Below are 22,376 nucleotides of genomic sequence, written 5' to 3' on the forward strand. Positions count from 1 at the left end.
AATATCAATCAGGTTGAATTAATTCTTCGGTTTTAATTTTCCGCGATCTAAAAAATTTCTGCTCCCGCCAATTCATTTTGTTGTTGATCAAATAATGAATTATTCTTTTTTCTACCATATGATGTAGTGGTAGTAATCCGCACATCAATAATATCTTAATGCCTAGAATTTTCCAGGGTTCACCGTGGGTGAGATGATGTATCCATGTATCAAATAATAATATCAGAAATTCAAAAAAGAAAATAAAACAAACAAAGCCAACCATTTGTATCATTGTTGGCGATACTTTAAATCCTCCCAATATCAATAACAATAAAAATGCAGAGGCAATTATGATTGTAATGGCGGTGTATTGAATATTATTGCGCCTTCTGGTTTCCTCTTTCGATTTCTCTAGACGTTGTTCTCTTAATACTTCTTCATTTTCAATTTCAATAAGTTGTAATTCCTCCTTTTGCACCATGTTGCTGAGACTATCTGCAATATTCCTGTTTGTCTGGCTGTATTTATAGGCATTTAAATAATCACCTTGAGAAAGATAATTCTTTTCCAGTTTGTTTGTTGCATCCAACATAAATTCATAATATGGCAATGAAGATGCAACGGAATAAGCTTTTTGAAATTGTTCATTTGCTTTCTCCGCCAATCCGCGGCGTTCAAGAAAATCGCCATATCGAAGATAAAAACTTGATCGACGCAATTTATCCTTTGAATTGTCAATGCGATAGGCTGCCATTTCATAATATTTCATTGCGGAATCAATTTCCCCGTCGTGTTCCCGGAAAAATGCTTCCAATCGATAATAGGTGGTGGTATCATTAACTTTAATATACTCCAGTTCTTCCGGATAATTTTTGTGGAATAAATTATATAGTTGTGAAAAATCGTTTTGTTTGATCAGGTGAGAACGAAAAATAACAAGTCCGTTTCGTTTAAGCTTCGGAAGATCATTTCTTTTTGCAAAATCTATGATCTTATACAATTGTTTTTCGTTGAGTGTTCTGTTATTAAAAGCAATAACTTCCAGATCACATTTTAAGGTCATGATCCGCAGAGAATCCTGGCTCGTTGCATTTTCCGCAATTCCCAATTCTTTTAATTTATATTGAATGGATTTGTCGTAAGCCTTTATCAGATTATAAAATTTTGACAAATTATTATAACAATCCATTTTTAAAACAACATCCTGCGTAGATTCAGCAATAGTAAGTGCATCAAGAAAATTTCTGATCGATTCAACATTATTATTCATTTTTTGTTGAATATCCCCTACCACAAGATGTGTTTTTGCGGTCATTTGCTGATCTTTTAATTGAATTGCCGTTGTGAGTGCCTGGTAAGAAAAATCCCTTGCCTGCTCCATCTTAAAAATGAGCAGATATCCCTTTGCCAATGCAATTTTACATTTCCATATATCTGCAGGTAGCCGCAACTGACTACCATAGTTTTCCAATTTATCAATTATTTCACTTATGGACGAACTATAACTATAGTCATCCATTATAATTAAATAATTGGAGTAGGCTTCCACTAATTGAATATTATCATATGAAAGTTCTGCCAATTCAATTCCAACTTTCAACAAACTATCAGCAGCAATATAGTTAGCTTCCCAATCTACATAATACGTAGCGAGTTCACCTAAAGCTGCAATAGTTTCTTTTCCCTTGTTTGCAGATTCAAGTTTTTTTTCTAAGGAGCTTTTATTAATTGCCGGCAGGGAATAATGTTCCTTATCATTTGATTCTTTACCCCCAGCATTATTGTCGGCAGTCACCGGGAATATATTGATAAATATCAGGGCAATAAAGACCTGTAAATTAAATCGTACAGTCATATATGAGGTGATTCTTGTGTGTGTTCAAAAGTAAGGCTGTGTTATAGAAAGATTGTTATCTTTAAGCGGTAATCTTATTATTGAAACCAATAACCTCACAAATTTACGTTTTTATGGAAATTACACAAAAGATCAAATGGTACAAGAAGGTGACCATTTTTTTAACTATCAGCACCATTGTTCCAACTGCATTATTGATGATGTCGCTTGCACCTGCGGGTGACGAAAAATCAAGGCCAGTGTCACAATCGGAAGCCAGAGCCAATATCAGCAATTACAGAAACAGCAACGAAGCTGCAGAATCAGGCATTAATGGATTAAGAATTGAGTCAGGTCAACTGGAAGCAATGAACAATGTGGCCAGAACAAATCCCAACACCTCAGCCTATCGTTTGTATTATGCAAAGGACTCGGTAGGCACTGCTGTATCCATTGTAGTAGGAGTAACAGACGATGGTCAGGATAATACCGAAGCTATATATACCACAGCCCGCAACGGATCTAATCTTTGTCCGCCGGTTTGTGATGCAAATAGTCCTTTGACCAATTGATAAGAATTTTTAACAGGTGAATTTTTGTGATCTATATTTAAATCTTTAAACGATTTGAATATAGTTAAAAAATAAATTCGTGTGATATTATCGCACCTGAATTTATATTGAATAATTCGTTGGCTTTAAAAATTAAATAAGTTTTTAGATTCGCTATGCTAATTTTCCAGTTCAGGATGGATTTTGGTCATTTTTAAAGTTTGAGCTCACAAACCTACCATTTTAGGCTCAAATTTTATAATTTTTGAGCTTGAAATTAAAATATTATGAGCTTAAAATGTTTTGAGCTCAATTATTTATAGAATGTGGCTCAAAATGGGTGGTTTTTGAGCTATAATAGAAGACAAAGTGATCCAAATCCATAACTCAATCTTTTTTCAACCCCCATGATTCCAGAAAAACATAAGAGTTCACAACAAATTCAAAATCGGGAATATGTTTCGTGAAAGACTCCGCTTCGGATGTTGCTAAGCTGATCTTGAGACAACCTGTTCCATTACCAATATAGGCGTTGGCTTGCCAGTTTAATTCACCCATCATTAAAAAAGGTGCGAAATAAATAATTCGCGCCTCTTGTCCGCTGCTGAGAATGATTGTAGAATCATGCAAAACCTCAACATGAGTGGCTGAGTTTTCACTGCCCTCCAGGTCACCTTGCACCACTTGCTGCACAGTTTCATAATCTTTTTCATATGGCACATCCAGCGCATAAATAAATCTCTTGCTACTTTCTTTAGTCTCCCCATCCGGGATTAGCAAACTAATTCTACCCGTTTCATACGCCGACTGAAAGAAATACCATCCTGGCGGAGAGGTAAGCTGGTAACGCATGTTGGGAGCGTTTATAGTTGCTACAGTTTGAGCGGGAAGTGAGGGAATAATGAAAATAAACAGTAGAAATGCGAAAGGTTTCATATAACGAATTTAAGGATAATGTGTTTAATATAAAAATAAATTCATTTGTCGTTAGTGTTCGATACAATTTTTAATAAAAACTTTGTCGATGATAGAAAAATATTCATCCCCTAATTGTGGTATGCTCAGTCTGCAAGAATACCTTCAATTTTACATAAAAAAAATACAGGATGAAAAAACGAAATCTACTAAACGTGGTATTGGTATTATTTTCTGTTTCAGGATCTTTTGTTGTGAATGCACAATGGAACCCTGACATTTCAGAAAATAATCTCATCTGTGGAGGTGATCCTATAAAATTTGGATTGCAAACTGCGGAAGACGGCAGCGGCGGGTTATTCATGGTTTGGTACGATGCGCGTAACCTTGCCACCGGAGTTGATAATTATATGCAACATATGGATGCAAATGGAAACAGCCTCTGGGATTCTGCAGGAGAATCAATCCTAATTTTTGAGTTTGACCAAATGCAACCCGAAATAATTCCTGATGGAAATAATGGTTTTTATGTGATCTGGAGAGATGAAAGATTAGGAGAAGATGAGGAGGATTTTTATATGCAACATGTTGATTTTGATGGAAATATTTTATGGGATACCGATGGAGTTCGTGTTTCATCATTAACAATTAATTCAGATAATGATATTCAAAAAGAGATCGTGACTGATGGTGAAGGAGGAGCATTAATTATGTATTACGGCCATACTGTACCGGATGAAACCGACCAAGTGATATATGCTGCCAGGATAAATGAAGATGGTGTTTTACTTTGGAGCGACAATATTGTTTGCAACGACGATGCATCCAATACGCAGGATATTAAAATGGTTACGGATGGTGATGGTGGTGCATTTGTTACATGGCGGGATGACCGTTTGGATAATTCAGCAATTGCAGTGCAACATTTTAATAATGACGGCGATATGTTATGGGCAAGTAATGGAATTCTGATCACAACTTTAATTGATGTGGATATGAATGATCCGGTTGCTGCTTATGATGGAGAGGGCGGAGTATATATTGCATGGGCAGATTGGAGAAATGATATGACCCAAGTTCATGCGCAACATATAGATGCAGATGGAAATATGCTCTGGGAAGAAAATGGTGTAGCTGTCAGTGAACCGGATGATTTTCATACCGAATATAGCATTGTGGCATCTTCAGATGGTGGGGCATTAATTGCGTGGACACAAAATTTTCCAAGCGAGTCGTACGCACAAAAAATAAATGATGCAGGTGTTAGAATATGGGGTGAGCATGGTTTGAATGTTTTTTTACCTGCAGATGATACCGAACAGGAACCCTTTATCAGGTCAGACGGATTTGGCGGTGCGGCTGTCGGGGTAAAAGAAGTGGCGACACCATCATATATCAAAGCAAGAAATATAAAGGCTGACGGCACATTTAACGGCGATCAGGTGCTTGCTGCAAATTCCAGTGAATCTAAATTGTATATCAATATGGATAAAGCCGCCGACAACAATTGGATCTTCAGTTGGATCGAAGAGCGCACTCCTGATGCTTATCATGTTTATGCATCTAAAATTGAATTCACTCCTTATACTACCTCAATTTTGGATAACGGGGGGAAAAATAATATTCATATTTATCCTAATCCAAATACAGGTCAATTCAATTTAATTGTAAATGAATATTCATTGACTGATAATATCATTTCAATTTATGATAATACAGGTAATCTCCTTTTTAAAAAGATTTTGATCGATGAACAAACTGAAATCGAATTAAATAATTATCCTCCGGGGATATATTGGATTCGCTTAAACAGATGGAATAATTTTGAAAGTTATCCTGTGGTGAAAATGTGAAATGAATGTCCAATAAAAATTTTGATGAATTAATATTCATCATTTTTTTTTACTGTCCAGAAACAGATTGCTCATAAGCATTTTGACCACCAACTATTGGTATTGAAATATTCGAATTAAGAAGGTCAATTGTTAATTCCGTACCGGGTTTAGGCCATAAAGTAAATTCTTTATCTGATGAAAATATCAATAAACCTATTTGTTTACCTGCAGGTATTATCTGATCATCGGGCATAAGATCAAAAGTTACTTGGTAATATGTATCCTTTTGTAATACAACACCATTAGTTAAAGAATTAAAATTCTGTGGATCTGCCCAGCCTCTTGTAATAATATTATCATACACTTCCGTTTCCTTTTCATCTTCCCATGGTAATGCAACCAACCAAACCGATAAATTTGCTGCAGCTTTGCTTGATGACAAACGAATGGTAACCTTTGGAATACCTGAAATTCTAATATCTTCTTTTAGTGTTGGAGAAATAAATAATAATCTGTGTTCGTTGTATTTTTCTCCACATAATTCTGCGCCTGAATAATGATAATCATCCGTTAAAGTATCAGGTACACTTCCTTTCAATGGTTGTAATGACAATGCGCCATTATTATTAGAACCATTTTGTAGAAAGAATTTAACATCCATTGCATTTTTATCGGGGTATTCATTATATGCTGTTGGTGTTACCTCGTGTTCTCTTACTATTTGCACCTTAGCATCATTTTCTACGCCGTTTTCAATACCGAACAAATAATGTGTGAACCATCTGTTCATCATTGTAACTGGAGGATCTCCACCGTGATCATCTTGATGATAATACATTTGCACAGGTAAACCTTTTTGTTTTGCTGCGAGATAAAAACGATAACTCTGTTCTGTCATCACATTCCAGTCGTTAAATCCATGTGCCATAATCATTGCCGCATGCATATTATCAATTTTGGATATATAATCTCTCGAAGCCCAAAAATCATTATAATCGCCTGTAATTCTATCCTGATTTTTAACTAAGATACTGTCGCGAATAACCCTATTTAAGTATTTGCGTTTTGATTTTTCACCGGAATTAATAAAATCATATAATACATCCACATCTTCTCCCACATATCCTCCGGGTGATCTTACTAATCCATTGGAACGATAATAATGATAAAACGAAGTAACAGGTGCAACCGGAATAATTGCCTCGAGTCCCTGCACACCGGTTGTTGCCGCAGCAATACATAAAGTGCCGTCGTAAGATGTGCCTGTCATACCAACCTTCCCACTGCACCAAAATGCTTTTACTTCTTCATCTCCATTTCTAGTTGTGAAAGCTTTTCCTCTTCCGCACAACCAGTCGATAACTGCTTTTGGAGCAAGTGCCTCATTATCTCCGCCCACTGTAGGTGCTCCATCAGATAATCCCGTGCCGGGAGAGGAAGAATACACCATAACATAACCTCTTGGCACCCAGGTGGTATTCATATAAAAAGACATAAAAGGCCATTTATCGCGTGTGCCCAATTTTCCATGTTTATGCATTTTCGGCAATTCCCCTAGTTCGTTTTTAACATTCCAAAACCTGTTTTTATCGAACAAACCCAATAGAGCCCAGAGTTTAAGTCCGTAATAGGGACTTGAAGTATATACAACCGGCAATTTTAAATTTCCCGAAGCCGTTTGTCCCGGACGCGTAATAAAAGTATGCATCCTATCCAACCTTCCATCCCCATCAGAATCAAAATTCGTCTCCACCCACAGCTCTTCATTTATCCAAGTTTCCTTATCACTAAATTCAGGGACAATTTGGGCTTCGCCATTTGAAAATACAGGTTGGGGAGTTTGCGCGATCATTTCTTTGCAGAAAAAAGGGATAAAAATGGGAGGATGATGTTTTTTGTGAAGGACATAATTTTTAATTAAATGAGGGGTTGAAGGTAGGGAATGTTGGGGAAAACATATTGATTTGATTTGGGTTTAAAGGGAGCAACAAAATATAAGATTCGAATACCAAATATCACAATCAATTTGAAGTTTCTAATCGCGATCTTATCCATTCTTCCGTTTCCTTATCTACACAATATATATAACATCCCTTCATGCCTCTGGTCATCAGAGTTCGGTAAGTATTTTTGACAATAGCGTTTAATGTATCCATTCCTCCTACCTTATCACCTTTTATAATATTTTTCCATCCTCTTATCGACATGTCTGTTTTTGCTCGTTTTGTTGGATCGATTATGATTTCACCATTTCGAACAACCATATCTGAACCAATAATAACTCCGATATACTCCACCTCAAGTCCCTGACAGGTATGTATGCAGCCAATTTGGTGAACTGAATTTGGTGAATTAATATATAAACCACCATCTGCAGATAAATTCCATTGTTTTGAAAATTTAAATTGCGGAAATTCAATATCCATTAATTCCGGATTCTTTTTACTTATCCAATTCCAACAATATCCTGCAACCAACCTGGCACTATTCTTTTCTTTGTTTTTCTCATAAATGGCTTTAAATAATGCATTTGGATTATCAAAGATTTTAAATTCATACTCATTTTTGTATAAAATACTATTTGCAGTTTCTCTTAACTGAAGTGTATTATCCAACCATAATAAATATGCGTTGGATCCTCCACATCTGAATTGTGACTTTAACTCTAATACTTCTACATCGGCGTTATAAAATTCTGCCCACTTTTTTATCTCTTCCTCAGTACCAATATCCTTTAATGTAACTTTTTGATTTTCGTCAAGAAAGAAAATTGTGCAATGAGCTGTATTGATCAATTCTTTCACCTGATTTTCACCAAGATTTCCAAATAAACCACTAAATTCATTTAACCGGTGTGCTTCATCTACGATTAGTGTTTTGTATAAATTGGATTTCAATTCATGGTAACCACCTGAACCTTTAAATAATCCCCCGACATAATTCTTTTTATACTTTCCCAATAAACTTTCCGAAAACACAGCTCTGGGTGCAGCATTTTTGGTTACATACTGCGCCATTTGTCGTTCACTTATCATTTTTACCAGCAGATTAATTGCGACAACCGATTTACCTGTTCCTGGACCTCCGTGCACTATCAAAACCTTTTTTTTGGTCTTTGTAGATTCTTTGATCAATTTAAGAGCTTTTTCATATACAATTTTCTGATCGTCAATTAAAATAAACTCTTTATTTCCTTTTAAAAGAGCGTCCAGTGTTTCTGCGAGTATTTTTGAAGGTTTTAATTCACTATTTTCAATTTTGTTTAAGACATTTTTTTTGTCTCCGGTTTTAATATTCTTTTTAATAAAATTCTTTAGATCCTCGCCTTGACCTTTGCCGTATAATGGTGCCTTTTTTATATATTCATCATATACTGAATTGTTAATATTTCCATCCAATTTGTAATTGTGCATATAAACGCAGGGATATATACCAACTTTATTACTATATATATAGGTATTATATCCCTCCAGAAAAGAAGCATAAGACCATGCTTGATAACTTGGGTGCACATGTTCGGAATAACCATGTTGAAACCATGTACCAATCATACCATCCATTTGCAAGACTTTAATTTTTTCCCACTGTTTGAGTTCCACCACAATTAAACTTCCATTTTCATCCTTATCATAACCGGAAATAAGCATGTCTATCCTATTACTTGTTCGTGGAATATTGTATTCTACAGCAATTCCAGAATCATTCGGAATAGATGCATCATTTAAAACATGATACATTCTTTGTAAAGAATTTTCCCAGCTATTATATTCTGACTTTCCGGTTTTGCGTAATAATATACTTTCAAGTGCTTCATCAATAATATCAGCAATTAATCCGCTTTCCACATCCTTTAAAAATTCCATTTTCGTTTTGTGATATACAATCATAGGTCAGTATATTTAGTAGCGTTCCCTTTTGACTTTGCAACAGGATACTTTTCATCATTTTCTTTAATTTTCGCCAATACTATTTCACTCACATCCAATCTGAGTTTATGTGCCAGCAAAAAGCTGAAAGAAAGCACATCAGCCAACTCACCTTTTAGTTTTTCAACCGATGCATCTGAGGCATCCTTCCAAAGAAATAGTTCCAAAAGTTCACCTGCCTCAATACTTATGGCCAACGCAAGATCCTTTGGATTGTGAAATTGAGCCCAGTCACGATCATCCCTAAAGGAGATTAAGGCGTTGGTGAGGGTTTGGATATCATTCATTGTGCGGGTTTTAATAATGCAAGTATAAAACTAAATTTGTATAGGATGAAGGTCATTTGGGCGTTTGTCATAAATTTAAGGGCGGGGGCTGCGGTTTTGGAGGATTTGTGTATGGGTCGAATTTGGAAGGTTACTTCCAATAAAGAATGTGAAGTGGAAAGATTTGAATGTGGTAGTTGGTGTAGGTCAATCGTGGGATAAGAACAAAAACTTTACAGTTTTACAATAAATTTGTACAAAAAAATTATGACTCTAAATGAAGCTCGAATAGCAAAAAATAAACAACCCGAGATTAATGAAATGCATTGTGCAATTTTGTTCATTCTTCCAGTTGAGGAAACGGCACAAAATGATTTTAGAAATCGATTAATAATGCGACTAAATAATAATGAGTCTTTGGAGGAAATTGCAGATCAAATTGATTATTTAAATCAATTATATGAGGACAATTATCATGAAAATACCTTCGAACTTAGGTACTTGAGGGCGATGATAAATTTCATTGATGAATTTGATTTAGATGGCAAAAGGATTAATTAAGTCTCATTATTATTTAATTAATTCTGTCTCTGAATCACTAGGGAAGATTCCATTTCATCAAATGTTTTCGGAAACACGTTTTACCCTAAACGTGAGACTTTGAATTTTGGTCGTGAGATAATTCAACTCCTATTATTCCAAACTTTTTACGAATAATGAAAATTTGTTTTTTTTTTCAAATCCAATTTTAAAACAAAAAATTAGTTTTTAAAGTATAACTTTTTTATCATAGATTTGCAAGCATTGTGCCACTTATGATTTTTCAATTTCTTTCCTGATTTCATAATGGATGAGTATGGAAATTATTATAAGGTAATATAGATGCAGGGCGATTTTGGAGTGCTACTAATTTAATAACAACGAGAAGCGGACAAATAATAATGATTGAAAATCGCGATCTGGGTAACTACAATATTTGATGAAAAGTGAAAGGACAAATAATTTAGAATGATAATTTATAGCATTACATTAATTCAGCATACTGAAGATTAATGTTTTTTTTACTAAAAATTACTTTAGTATTTCCATTTTGATCAAGTTCAAAAGGATGGAATATTTCTTCAATACTTACTTCGAATTTTTCATTTGTTTTTCTTATTAATTGATTATCGATTAAGTCCTGAAATATTTCTTCACTCTTTTCACTTGAGTGAAACTTAGTAATAATTTGTTGAATTACTTCAACGGTCAAAGGTTTTCTGTAAGCCCAAATATGAGAAATTATTTGATTATATTGGTACCCAAAATAATTTCTTTTTTATTAACATTTGCTTCCTTCCTTTTTTCCTTTAATATAGCAATGTCAATTTTTTGCTTTATTAACTTTTGCTCTTCGACATCATTTGACAGGTCACGGAATATCTTATCAAGTTGTTTTTTATTTTCTAGGCTAAGGTTTCCTGTTTCAGAGACAATCTTCCTAAACTTTTCGGAATTTTTGATATAATATTTCCATAATTCAGCTCTCTCAAGCTTACGCGCACTTTTTATTTCTTCAAAGTAAAATATAAGCCAAATTCCTAAACCAATTAAAGCAAGACGACCTAACCAGTAAATAGCATCTTCCATAGAGGTAAAATTTTAATTCACGAATTTAAGTAAAGTAATTGGATTTCTTTGAAAAACCTGTGCAACTGAATATTCAGGTCCACAAAATAGCTTCAGAATTCTTTGGGTAGTGGATTATTTGTATATCATATCCTAATACAGAATGTGAGAGGCATTGATTTTAAAGGATTTTGAGGGGGTGGGGTATAATGGGGAACAAACTACTTCAATTTTGCCATCTCCTCCAACTCCTTTCGATAGGATTCAAAAACATCAGGCGTCCTAATATTACAGGTTGAAATTAATAGACCTTTAAGGACAACTTCAGCAGTTTTATTAAAATGTCTTAATGAATCATCATTGAAATTCTGACGGATGTTTTTCAATTGACTAACATATTCGAAAGTACAACCTGACATTACTTCCTCAGTCCAGATTAATTCATAAAGTTTAACATCCAAATTCTCTTCATTTATAGTTATGGGGGCAATATATAAATTACAGGGGACATTATGGTATACAAATTCAGTCACTTGAAATTCGTAATTATTTTTTTGAAATTTTGCTAATTCCAAATCCTCAATCACTTCCGGCGAAATTATTAATCTCATTCCTGAAATTTTTGATTTCTCGGAAGTCCAATATGCTCTTGCAACTCCAAGCCCAATAGGATTTGAGCCTTCCCTATTTGTAACTAAATCACCTAAGTCCTTAAATCTTATTGTCCAATCTTTAACAAATCCTCCACGGATTAATGGTGTATATTCAGTGTCAGGTGGAAAATTTGAATAAAAACCGAAAGTATCATTAAAAATACGCTCACAACAAAACATTAATGCTACTGGGTTTTTACCTTCCAAGTAAAAACAGTCGCTAAACGATTTGATAAATATTTTATCAACTATTTGACTATTAATTTCATTAATTACACCAAGAAGTGAGGATGCAAGATTTGAATAAATGCTGTTCAAAGCGGTAATTTTTTGCAAATATGTTTTACTTGAGTCGCTCACGAGTGAACCGTAACCAAGAACATCAATAAAAACACAATAATTAATATTCTCCATAAGGAATTGATTAAATGAGTTTACTCGGAGAGTAATTTATCAGTTACGTAATTTGAGAAAGCAATACCATCTTTGGATAACATATATCTCTGACCACCGGATTCCTTTTTAATGTCAACTAAACCCTTGCCGACTAATTTATGTAAAAGATTTTCAGAGCTATGAATAGTTGACGTCCATGTATTGAGCCGCTTTCTTTTTACAATAAAATAATGCAACATATTTATATTAGTGTCACCAAACTTTTCCTTTATTTGCGCCAATTCATTGTAGTCATAATCTCGTTGATTGTCTTTAGACAGTTGAGTTTCTATATTTTCTGCTTTTAATTGTTTTACAAGTACATCGGGTTGTAATCCAGCGATGGGAGGTGATAAACTGCTTAACTGTTTTTTTAAATTGATATTTTCACTGCTGAGTGAATCGTAGTTCGCAAGTATTGTTGCAAAATTAATATTTCCTTCTACCTTAATCCAACCGGGAATGTCATCCCTTAATCTGAAATCATCTAAAGCCTTATCGATCCCAATTTTAATATCTTTATAATCCTCCCAGTAATCAATCATATTAGTTTTCGCTTTGGCTCGTAGTTCGTTAAAATTTGGCCTATCCTCAAACTGGTCAGTTTTCTCAATTATTGTAAAATTGGTTTGCCGAGCCTTTCCGCTTCTTCGTATTCTAAATGAATATAGCTCTTATCCGAGCCAGGTGCTACTTGTCCGTATCGTTTACTAATGATTAAACAGAAAACATCGGCGGCTTGTATCCATCTATAGATTATTTCAAGCGGGCGTTTATCAGATGCCGCAAACCATTCCATCCCGGCAGGTATATGTCCTGAAGTAAGGATTGCCATCAATGCCGCTTGTCGCTCTTTTTCGAATCCATCGAAAACTGAAGATATAAACACTTGATACTTTTTTTCTTGTGCCATTGAAATTAAATTAATTATTATTTATGGATTTGAAGATTTCCCACCTATATTTTAAACTTTGAGAATTTGGTAAATATTTATCTATTCGCTCGGCAATTCTAATACCTTTTAAGGACTGATATTCACTGCCAATTAACTGAATACTAATCTCAACTTGTAAAGTTGTGGGATTAATTCCAATGAGAGATGCATCAAATAAATCATGTATATCAGATCGTAGAAGAAGGGCATTAGTGGAATGATTATTTCCTGATTTTGTAAATTCAAAAATATGGCAAGCATGTAAGACGTCTTTGACTTTGCAACCAGTTATACAGCATGTATCACAGTAGACAATAAAAAGGTTTTCACGAAGTTTGTTTTGTCCTCTCCTGATTCTTATATATCGTGCAATTCTTTCTTGAAGATTATCATTAGTAGCCTCCTCAATTATAGGGTTTGAGGATCTGTCTGAATAATTTATATCCTCTATGATATTTTCAATATTCAAATCCCAATCTAACATCTGTGTTAATTCTACAATGGCTACCCGGATTGCTACTGGATTTGCGAAAACCTCCTTACTTACAGTTCCTTTATTCTCATTTACGACTCTAATGTAATTGGCGTGGTTTTCTTTAGTGATAACTTCGGTAGTTTGACTTTCTACACTTAATCTTTTAATAACAATTCTGTTAATCTCTACTTCGGTAACACGGTATTCTGCTTGTCTTTTGGTGAATAAAAAATTAATTCTTCATCAAAATAATATTTTGCATTTGAAATAAAATTATTCCATGCAGCTTGTGGGTTAATCATAGTTCAATTTAATTATTTTCTATATTTTTTAAATACGAGTTAATGATTTATTATTTCAGTTCGCCATCTTAATTCAATACTTTCATACAATCTCAAATGATTTACATGATCTGTTAAATCATTAATTGCTAAATTTTTGATAATTGAATATTTATTTATTAGAGTTTCCATTTTTGCGAAACATAATCCATTGTAAAATATCATTCTAAGTTCTCCAGAAGTAAATTTAGACTGCAGGATGCCAGCATAACGACTTTTGTCAATTTCACTAATGTCAGATTCGTCAATAAATTTTAATATGTAATATAAATGCCTAAAATAATTTCCAAAATAAACATGATATATTTCGTAAAATATTTTGTATTTAAATATTATTCTCGTTAATGGCTCGTCCATAGCAGGGGTATCTTCATTTGGGTCTTCTATTAAAAAAGCATCGTAAATACTCTGTATTTCTCTGGAATGAAAACTTACTTGATGAACGCCGCCATATTCATCATACCAAACATCCCAATCATTTGCAGCTACTTCAAAAAAATTGACACCATTAACTACCCCATTTTGATATATACCAGAATCTGCAGGATGGATGTTGAGCCAACAGAATACTTCTCTAAGTGGAAAGGAGATTTTATCAATAATTTTGTCTTGATTTTCGAGTAAATTGAAGAATGCACTCTCAAATTTTTGGTCGGTGTTTAAACGACGACTTTCTGAAAGTTCAGTCCTCTGATTTATATAAGTTATATATATTAAAATAATTGTGATGCATGATAAAATTGGGTTTAAAATTCCACCTATGGTATCGCCTATTTGACCCGTTGTCGAATAATTAAATGCCTCAATTATTGCAGGTCTGGTTAATACCCAAGGCATCAGAAAGGATAGAAAAATTAATCCTAAAATAATTAGCAATAAAGTTCGATTCATGTTAGAATATTTTTAAAATTAAATTTTATTTAAAAATTCAGTTTCAAGTTTTCAGTTTCAAGTTTTGATTTCCTTCTTTCAGTTAGAAAAGTTTCATAAATGAAAATTATTGTTATTAACGACACAAATGGGCCAAGTATTCCGCCAATTGAATCACCAATAGGTCCATATCTGTTTGGATCAATCTTTAAAAATTTGTAGAGATATACAATTGAAATCAAAACTGTAAACATCACAATAATTATAATCCAAGAAATTCGAGACAGTTTCATATTAACAATATATATATTTTACATAAATAATTTTTAATTCGCCCAATATTCATCAAATATAAATAATAATTAAAATGATTCTTAATATTTTTTATCAAATAGTTTAAATACTTAAATCCAGGATGAATTGCAGTTTTATTTTTTAGAATATAAGGATTTCAAATTTTTGCCAATGAGCTCATCATAACAAGCAGTTTCGCACCTAAAGCATTTGCCTTGTCTGTAATATGAAAATTCAGGCAACCATCCTTCGCCACTGCACCTACTACAAAAAGTTAATGTTTTATCCATGCCATATATCGGCACCTTCCGATTTGCGTGTAACTCATTATGACAAACTCTACACAAAGTTCTTAGTGCTTCCTTGGGATATTCCCAAGGTAACTGTCCTACCATATAAAAATTATGATGTATATGTAAACTGGATTCAACATACTTTTCATTTTCCCAAATTGTTAAATTAGTATCAGCTTCATAAATGCGATTGAAGATAAGCGGATATGAAATGTTATTGGGGTCAGTTTTAAAATATGAGGCGTGCACTTTTTTACCCGGAATCAAATTACTTAAACTACTTGGAATTTGCTTCGTGGTTATTAGCAATTTAGAAGAAATCTGCTCTAATTCAATATCCCAAATACTAATATCATTACTATGCTCCGTCATTTGTTTTACAAATTCTTTACCCTTCATCGCTTGGTATAATACATCAAGATTTGAATGAAGGTAGGTGACTAAACCAATTGTTAAATCATTATAAGTTTTGGAATTTTTGCAATTTGTACAAATATTACGGTCAACCTCCAAAGTTTCTCGTCTTTTGGATTTCCACTCTGTTGTTGATAATAAATCACCATATGTAAATTTTTCCTTATAAATTAATAGTTCTTGGTAGGTCATATAAATTTGTTACTTATGATTTCACGAATTCAATCTTCCGCTTTACGGGATAATAATTATTAGTTTGAATATACCACTGTAATACAAAAGGTTTTGAGACTATATCCTGAGGATATGAGTTATTGTGAATTAATCTTCGATATGTGAGCATTTGTATTCAATCTTACCAAATTTTTTCTAGAAATTTGGTGAGTCCACTATTCGTATTCTTAACAAACTCTACGACAGTTTCTTTTGTTGCTGTTGCAGTATTGCCCCATAATGCAATTTGGTTCTTATTCAGGACATTCAGTATAGAATAGTTTAATTCATCAGAATACTTATTACTAGCTCCGAACTGAATTATTTTGCGGCTTAGGGCATTAGCCACCTCATCACCAATACTGATAATCGGCTGGAATTGCAAATTATAATGCTCCAAATCATATTCTGTTATTTGATTATTCCTACTTTCATCCGTATCTGCAAGGAATTGTCTGTCTCCCATAATTATAGCTCGTTTCCCAAATTTATAATCTCCGCATAGATCTATTTCCTTCTTCAAGTATTCTGCTACTGGTCGGTCTAGTAATTCGCAGAACAGGTGACAGCCTGTAACAATAATAACTGTGTTTTTATTTAATAATTTATTTAGCTTCCACATTCCCTCTGCGGATAAAAGGTCCTTTTCATAATATGGATTTGATTGTTTATTAACTTCGTTATTTTGGAGAAAAGATCTTAAAGCATTTGGAGGATGAACTTTTGTAATAAAGTCTATAAAATTGCACATTGCGCCAATTCCAAATTGATAGGCAAAATCATCAATGGTCTTTCCCTCGAAAGAATAGATTAATTTATCGGAATGATGAGTAGAATTACTTAAATTTAACAATTGATGTAAATGCTCATATATGTAAAGTGGAAGTTCGAATTTTTCATTTACTTTATCAACCATTTTCTTTAAACCTAAATCTTTATGCAACAACTGAAAACATATTCCTTCCAGTTGAATTCTGAGCTGAGCAACTTTGTCCCTATTGGGAATGTTAGAATTGTGTATCTGCAATAATTGGTTGTAACAATCACTTGCAAATAGATTTTGAATTGGAACTCTCATTTTAAATGTCAATTTTTGAATGTTCAAATAATTGCTTTAGATACTTTATTTCATTTTTACCGTGTTTCCAAATAAATCCACTGCTTTTAAATAATTTTAATGAGCTATCAATTAGGATAACTTTTGACATTTTTCCGGTTTTATTTTCTGAAGAAGTTGCAAATATAGTCTTATCGCGATCAAAATAATAATCCCACCAAACGTCACAGTTTTTAAATTTCATACCAAGCATCTCAGCATAAATTTCATTTCTGTTGAATAAGTGTGACCTATGAATCTGTAACCCAGGTTTATATTTAAAATCATTATCTTTAAATTTCTGCAATGCTTTTTCAGTAATCCCTGTAACTCTCCACATCTCGGGGTGTGAAGTAAATATTGTGGTCATCATTCTAATCTTATACTTTATATCTGATTTCATTTTGCATATCAGATTGTAATCATAAAACATATTCTCGACACTCATATTAAATGTTTTTTAAAAATGAATTTAATATAATTAGGGTGTTATAATAATATTACCTTCATAGAATCTCCAAACTGACTAACCACCCTCATCACGACATTTGTCCTTTTTTCTTAACCTCAATTGGGTGATTTACATGTCCATAAAGCCACTCAAACACCTCCGCGCCAATTTCAATCTTCAATTTACCCTGTAATTCCTTTTTGCTTGTTGTGTGTCTTACGTAAATAACCTAGTCCCTTTTTCAATTTCGCAACTTCACCTTTATCACCACCGCAAAAGAAAATTTGTTTGCCAAAAAGGTTCTTTCTCTGTCGTTGTGCACAAAGGCACAATATTTTTAATAATCATAATAACTAGAAGTTCTTTTTAAAGCAGCACTTACGGAATAAGTTTTTATTGCACTATAAATATCGTTACTCATTTCCGTTTTACCATTATAAAAATATTGTGTAATGGTGGAATTGTTAGCACCAATTAAGCCTGTAAGTTCCTCTGTGGCAACTTTTGTTGAATGAATGACATATCCAAATTCATCTAAGAAGCGAACTGTAACACTTCCCGTTAAATAATTATCTTTAAGATCATTAAGTCCGAAAATATTCAAATTGAAGTAGAGGAAATTACCGCGATAAGATGCATCTAGTGTTGCAAATGCTCCTTGCTTTACAAAGCTTAGATCAGATTGACCAAAATCTCTTTTAACTGGTTTTATAACCTGAAATTCTCTTATTGAATCTGATTTTAAATCACCAATTACCGTAACTTCATTGTCAATTATTCTATATACAATGTTTTTATGAACAAATGTATCCTCAGCAACTTGGGTTGTATCAGAGTTCTTTCCGCATGAACAAAAAAGAATTATACAGGGGATTAAAAGCCATAAATTTTTCATATTGGTGGTTTTTTTAAGTGTGTGATTAAATATTTAGCATATATTAAATTTTATTTTAATCGATATTATAGCCATTACAATACTATCACCTTCATCGTTTCCTACCCAAACTGACCAATCCCCCTCACCGCTACCTTCTGCCCTTTTTCTTAACCTCAATTGGGTGACTCACATGCCCATAAAGCCTATCAAATGCTTCCCCATCAATTTCTATTTTTAATGTGTCTTGCAATTCCTTTTTACGCTTGTTTCTGGACTCACTTAAATCACTTAGTCCTTTTTTCCATTTTGCAAATTCATCTTTATCGCCACCGCAAAAGAAAACTTGTTTTACGATAAAATTACTGCCGTCATAATCATCATCCACCATCCAGTATGCAATATCGTGAATATTGCGGGCATTTACCATATCTTTTATTGGATCATATATATCGAGACCTTGAATTTCAATTGTGACCTCATTCCCATTTTTATTTACTGCTATATCAGGTTCTCCTATCGTAACAAAACTTGCGGCACTTTTGGCAGGTTTTTTCTTTAAACCCTCTTGTAGCAAATCATCATGAATCCTTGCTTTCGTTACTTCAAAGGTACCCATACTTGTAGTTTGCGTGGTTCCTTCAATATCACTTTCAAAACTGAAGCCAAGTATAACTAACCAATTTGCATCTCCGCGGTTGCGACATTCTTTTATTGCATCGTTAACTTGCAACCTACTAACCGTTCCAAATTTTGGTCCTATGAAAAAGTAAGCTTTCTTTTCTCCTTCGCCATTTTTATAAAATCCTTCACCATGTATTTTCTCACTGCTCAATAATTCTACTCGGCTGAAAATGACCATTTCATTTTTTCTGCCGTTTTTTATTCCGGCACTGATCAAATGTTGTTTTATTACTTCTTCAAAAGCACCATCATCTTCACTGGTTATAATTTTGTCATCTAATTCTGCCGGGGAAAATGGTTCAAAGTTTTGCAAAGTTTCTACTGTGAACGGACCGCTTACTCTTAGACGTTTGTTATCAATTTCAGGTTTATCAAAAAGAGTTTCGTCAGGAGAGGATTTATTCTGTGCGATTGAACCGAGAGTTACATGCAGGACAGATTTGTACTTAAACCCTTGTCTAATGTTACCATTTGTTTCATCATATAATTTATAATAAGGAAAAATGGAAGTCATTAATCGTTGCTTCGCTATGTTCAAGGCAATTCTACTTGTGTCAATTGTTATCCATCTTCTTCCAAACTGTTCTGAAACAAATGCAGTTGTTCCGCTTCCGCACGTAGGGTCAATAATTAAATCTCCTGGATCGGTTGTCATAAGCAAACATCTTTCAATCACTTTTGTCGAAGTTTGAACTACATATCTTATATCTGAAGCTCCGTGAGTATCATCCCATAAATTATGTATTTCTTGGACAGGAAAATCATTATAATATCTAACATATGTTGGAAGATTTCCGGGAGCCATAATTCTCTTTTCTTTAACAAGGTTAGCCATACCAAGACTATTAGTTTTCCAACTATATTTCTGAGCTTTAAAAATTCTTCCGTCTATTTCAAAATCATAAAAGCAAGATTGCGTATATCCCGAAGACATCAGGTTATCAAGAAAAAACGGTTTACTATTTTCTGGCAAAACTTCGGGATTTTCTCTTTCTTCCTTTGTCATTTTTCTTCTTGAACCATCGGACAATTCAAGCCAAGTGTAACCTGTCCCCTTTCCAAACTTCTTTTCTTCATAGAGTTGACGATATTTTACTTTTTTGATGTCTTTTGCGTACCAAATAATGTAGTCGCTTACAGAAGCAAGCCCTGATGAACCAAGCGGAAGTGATTTCTTAAAGGTAATTAAAGAGAAGAAATTTTCGCTTCCAAAAATCTCATCTAACAGATTTCTTACAAGATGAACATTTTCATCGCTGATTTGCACGAAGCAGCTTCCGCTTTCATTCAACAATTCTTTTGCAATTATTAAGCGGTCTCTTAAATATGAAAGATATGAATGAATGCCTAACTCCCAAGTATCACGAAATGCTTTTATCATTTCAGGCTCGCCTGTCAAAGCTTCATCACTTCCATCTTTTACTTCACGATTGTTCAATTTTACCTGCCAATTACTTCCGTATTTAATTCCATATGGTGGATCAAAGTAAATTGTCTGCACTTGGGCCGCCATTCCTTCCCTCTCAAGTAAACTTGCCATAACTAAATGACTGTCGCCTTGTATTAATCGATTTGTCCAACCATCTTGGTGTTCATAATAATCACTTACTTTTTCAAGTTCATCTTTTTCAAGTGCATTACCAAATAATTCATTTACATCAAACAAAGAGCCTTGTGCCGATTTTTCTTCAGTTACCTTGTATAAATTTTCAATCAATGTTTCGGGAGCAATATGTTCATGGCGGTATAAGCTGCGTATGTCAATCTTTAAAAGATCGTCACGGTCGTCGTTGCCGTATTTGTTCAACCAGAATAGTTCAGGATCCTGCCCACGATGAATAACAGGGTTTTTTGGTAATTCAATCACCTTTTTGCCCTTTTGCACCTTAGGGTTTGCATCTTCATAACCAGCTTCTTCCCTTGAAGGGATGTGAACCCGTTTGTCTGTTGAGTGTTTTATCGATGAAATTTTTTTAGCCATTTTAGTTATTAAATTTTGGAATTTAAAAAAATTTTAGGAATCGAATTAAGCTAAAAATTGTATACTTACTTTCCGTCATATAATTAATATTTTGCTCTTTCCAATTTTTAATTACATAAATTATTTTGGTTTTTAATTCGGTCAATTTAAATTATTCAAATTAATAAACATAATAAAAATTTAAGTAAAAGAATCTACTTTAGATTTTGTGCGTACCTTTTCACCTTCAATTTGCCATCTTATCAAGGCAAAGGAGATAAATTTATTTTCTCTTATATCATTAATTTTAGAGGATAGGTCTTGAAAATATTTACGAGTCCTTCTTCTTTCGCCATCTTTGTCTAAATATTCTGAAGCTTCTTTAAGTATAATCTTTAATTCAGCAACTTGAACCATTTCAAGAGATCCGTGATTTTTGGAATTAAAATCATTTAGCTCCTCAATCTTTAGTGGAATATCATTATCAGAAAGAGATTGATTTGAATTTAAGCCAAGAAGGGCAAAATTACCCAGTCTGCGTTTTTCAATAAAGTTTTCCTCATATTTTTCTGACAAATTCTTGCTCGCCCATATATGCTCAATAGATAAATAATCATTTGCTTCCATACCATTAGAACGCCTCTTTTTTAGAACTTCTTGAATGTCATAGGTTTTTTTATACTTAATTTTCAAATACTCTTCATAACTTGCAAGAAAGAATCGAATTCCTTTCCAATTATAATAATTATATTCTTCAGGTTCCGCAAGAGCAACCAACGAGTCCATAAATTTTTCAACTGGGCTCATATGCTTTACAAAATCAAGCATATTATCTCCAATCCAATTAAATATTGTACCTTCAATTTTATGGCCTGAATAGTATGTATATTGATCATCAGATACATTAGAATTCCATTCAAATTCGTTGAAAAATTTATGTGCGAAATCAAATAAGTCGGATTGTTTTTCATCTGTCCTACCTGTAATTTCTGGCAAAATATAGACTCTAAAATTTAATATTTCCAACAAATTTAAAAGACTCACTACTTCCTCCGCATATTCGGATAATTTATGCATAACTGCCAAGTATATTGGCATAATTGAAGCATGAACATGATGACATCGCATTCTCTTTATAGTTTTATCTACATGAGTTGCTAATTTCAAATCAGTATTTTCATCAAGGAACTCTTTATCTCGGAAAAAATACAAGTAATATCTTGAAGCAGAATCAAGAAATTTAACAAAGTTGGATATATCCTTGACATTGTCTGAAATAATTAATTCATCCTTATGAACGGCCTGATACCGATCCTTTAATGTTTCATAAATTTTAGCAGCTTTTTTCGTGTTTGATTCGTAATATACGAGGTAACAAAACCGTAAAAAACTATTTTCATCATCGAGTGTAGTTTTTTTTGCTCGACTTAAATTCATTTGTATTCTAACCCATCTTTGGTTTATGTCTTTCC

Annotated in this window: 21 protein-coding genes; 3 read left to right on the forward strand and 18 right to left on the reverse strand. The window is 33.4% G+C overall.

Annotated elements, in window-relative coordinates:
• Positions 1 to 4 precede the first annotated feature (4 nt).
• Complete coding sequence (locus IPI31_19680) at positions 5 to 1,837, reverse strand: hypothetical protein (protein ID MBK7570035.1); 1,833 nt, start codon at positions 1,835 to 1,837, stop codon at positions 5 to 7.
• Between the two features lie 113 nt (positions 1,838 to 1,950).
• Between IPI31_19680 and IPI31_19685 the strand changes: the two genes are divergently transcribed.
• A complete protein-coding gene (locus IPI31_19685; GenBank protein ID MBK7570036.1) occupies positions 1,951 to 2,388 on the forward strand; it encodes a hypothetical protein in 438 nt (145 codons plus the stop codon).
• 366 nt (positions 2,389 to 2,754) lie between these two features.
• Here IPI31_19685 and IPI31_19690 read toward each other — a convergent pair whose 3' ends face one another.
• Entirely contained in the window at positions 2,755 to 3,303 is a 549-nt protein-coding gene (locus IPI31_19690; GenBank protein MBK7570037.1) for a hypothetical protein, read from the reverse strand.
• Between the two features lie 170 nt (positions 3,304 to 3,473).
• Here IPI31_19690 and IPI31_19695 point away from each other — a divergent pair, with 170 nt between their 5' ends.
• On the forward strand, positions 3,474 to 5,135 hold the full coding sequence (locus tag IPI31_19695) for a T9SS type A sorting domain-containing protein (protein ID MBK7570038.1): 1,662 nt from the start codon (positions 3,474 to 3,476) through the stop codon (positions 5,133 to 5,135).
• Positions 5,136 to 5,184: 49 nt separating this feature from the next.
• Here the strand turns inward: IPI31_19695 and IPI31_19700 are convergent, their stop codons facing one another.
• From IPI31_19700 to IPI31_19710, 3 genes are all read right to left on the reverse strand, one after another.
• Positions 5,185 to 6,969: a Xaa-Pro dipeptidyl-peptidase gene (locus IPI31_19700; GenBank protein MBK7570039.1), complete on the reverse strand. Its 1,785-nt coding sequence runs from the start codon at positions 6,967 to 6,969 to the stop codon at positions 5,185 to 5,187.
• 169 nt (positions 6,970 to 7,138) lie between these two features.
• On the reverse strand, positions 7,139 to 9,004 hold the full coding sequence (locus tag IPI31_19705) for a DUF2075 domain-containing protein (GenBank protein ID MBK7570040.1): 1,866 nt from the start codon (positions 9,002 to 9,004) through the stop codon (positions 7,139 to 7,141).
• Positions 9,001 to 9,330: a nucleotide pyrophosphohydrolase gene (locus tag IPI31_19710; GenBank protein ID MBK7570041.1), complete on the reverse strand. Its 330-nt coding sequence runs from the start codon at positions 9,328 to 9,330 to the stop codon at positions 9,001 to 9,003. The genes IPI31_19705 and IPI31_19710 overlap by 4 nt, the downstream gene beginning before the upstream one ends.
• Before the next feature lie 246 nt (positions 9,331 to 9,576).
• Here IPI31_19710 and IPI31_19715 point away from each other — a divergent pair, with 246 nt between their 5' ends.
• Positions 9,577 to 9,870 carry a hypothetical protein gene (locus IPI31_19715; protein MBK7570042.1) on the forward strand — a complete coding sequence of 98 codons (294 nt, stop codon included), beginning with the start codon at positions 9,577 to 9,579 and terminating at the stop codon, positions 9,868 to 9,870.
• Between the two features lie 463 nt (positions 9,871 to 10,333).
• Here IPI31_19715 and IPI31_19720 read toward each other — a convergent pair whose 3' ends face one another.
• The 13 genes from IPI31_19720 to IPI31_19780 all read right to left on the reverse strand — a co-directional run bounded on the left by IPI31_19720 (position 10,334) and on the right by IPI31_19780 (position 22,341).
• Positions 10,334 to 10,561, reverse strand: coding sequence for a hypothetical protein (locus tag IPI31_19720; GenBank protein MBK7570043.1), 228 nt, complete (start codon positions 10,559 to 10,561; stop codon positions 10,334 to 10,336).
• A gap of 29 nt (positions 10,562 to 10,590) precedes the next feature.
• Positions 10,591 to 10,938 (reverse strand): hypothetical protein, encoded by a 348-nt coding sequence (locus IPI31_19725; protein ID MBK7570044.1) that lies wholly within the window; start codon positions 10,936 to 10,938, stop codon positions 10,591 to 10,593.
• 200 nt (positions 10,939 to 11,138) lie between these two features.
• Positions 11,139 to 11,984: a hypothetical protein gene (locus IPI31_19730; GenBank protein ID MBK7570045.1), complete on the reverse strand. Its 846-nt coding sequence runs from the start codon at positions 11,982 to 11,984 to the stop codon at positions 11,139 to 11,141.
• A 20-nt stretch (positions 11,985 to 12,004) separates the two neighbouring features.
• Complete coding sequence (locus tag IPI31_19735; protein ID MBK7570046.1) at positions 12,005 to 12,550, reverse strand: hypothetical protein; 546 nt, start codon at positions 12,548 to 12,550, stop codon at positions 12,005 to 12,007.
• 68 nt (positions 12,551 to 12,618) lie between these two features.
• Positions 12,619 to 12,918 carry a DUF4062 domain-containing protein gene (locus IPI31_19740; GenBank protein MBK7570047.1) on the reverse strand — a complete coding sequence of 100 codons (300 nt, stop codon included), beginning with the start codon at positions 12,916 to 12,918 and terminating at the stop codon, positions 12,619 to 12,621.
• Positions 12,919 to 12,928: 10 nt separating this feature from the next.
• Complete coding sequence (locus IPI31_19745) at positions 12,929 to 13,423, reverse strand: HNH endonuclease (GenBank protein MBK7570048.1); 495 nt, start codon at positions 13,421 to 13,423, stop codon at positions 12,929 to 12,931.
• Between the two features lie 332 nt (positions 13,424 to 13,755).
• Positions 13,756 to 14,646, reverse strand: a complete 891-nt coding sequence (locus IPI31_19750) for a putative phage abortive infection protein (protein ID MBK7570049.1) — start codon at positions 14,644 to 14,646, stop codon at positions 13,756 to 13,758.
• 407 nt (positions 14,647 to 15,053) lie between these two features.
• Positions 15,054 to 15,818 (reverse strand): hypothetical protein, encoded by a 765-nt coding sequence (locus IPI31_19755; protein MBK7570050.1) that lies wholly within the window; start codon positions 15,816 to 15,818, stop codon positions 15,054 to 15,056.
• A gap of 163 nt (positions 15,819 to 15,981) precedes the next feature.
• Entirely contained in the window at positions 15,982 to 16,929 is a 948-nt protein-coding gene (locus IPI31_19760; protein MBK7570051.1) for a hypothetical protein, read from the reverse strand.
• Positions 16,919 to 17,338: a hypothetical protein gene (locus tag IPI31_19765; GenBank protein ID MBK7570052.1), complete on the reverse strand. Its 420-nt coding sequence runs from the start codon at positions 17,336 to 17,338 to the stop codon at positions 16,919 to 16,921. The genes IPI31_19760 and IPI31_19765 overlap by 11 nt, the downstream gene beginning before the upstream one ends.
• Positions 17,339 to 17,723: 385 nt before the next feature.
• Positions 17,724 to 18,281 carry a hypothetical protein gene (locus tag IPI31_19770; GenBank protein ID MBK7570053.1) on the reverse strand — a complete coding sequence of 186 codons (558 nt, stop codon included), beginning with the start codon at positions 18,279 to 18,281 and terminating at the stop codon, positions 17,724 to 17,726.
• Between the two features lie 130 nt (positions 18,282 to 18,411).
• Positions 18,412 to 20,925, reverse strand: coding sequence for a site-specific DNA-methyltransferase (locus IPI31_19775; protein ID MBK7570054.1), 2,514 nt, complete (start codon positions 20,923 to 20,925; stop codon positions 18,412 to 18,414).
• 180 nt (positions 20,926 to 21,105) lie between these two features.
• Positions 21,106 to 22,341 (reverse strand): hypothetical protein, encoded by a 1,236-nt coding sequence (locus IPI31_19780; GenBank protein MBK7570055.1) that lies wholly within the window; start codon positions 22,339 to 22,341, stop codon positions 21,106 to 21,108.
• Positions 22,342 to 22,376 lie beyond the last annotated feature (35 nt).

The organism is Bacteroidota bacterium (genome assembly GCA_016706865.1).
Taxonomy (GTDB): domain Bacteria; phylum Bacteroidota; class Bacteroidia; order Chitinophagales; family BACL12; genus UBA7236.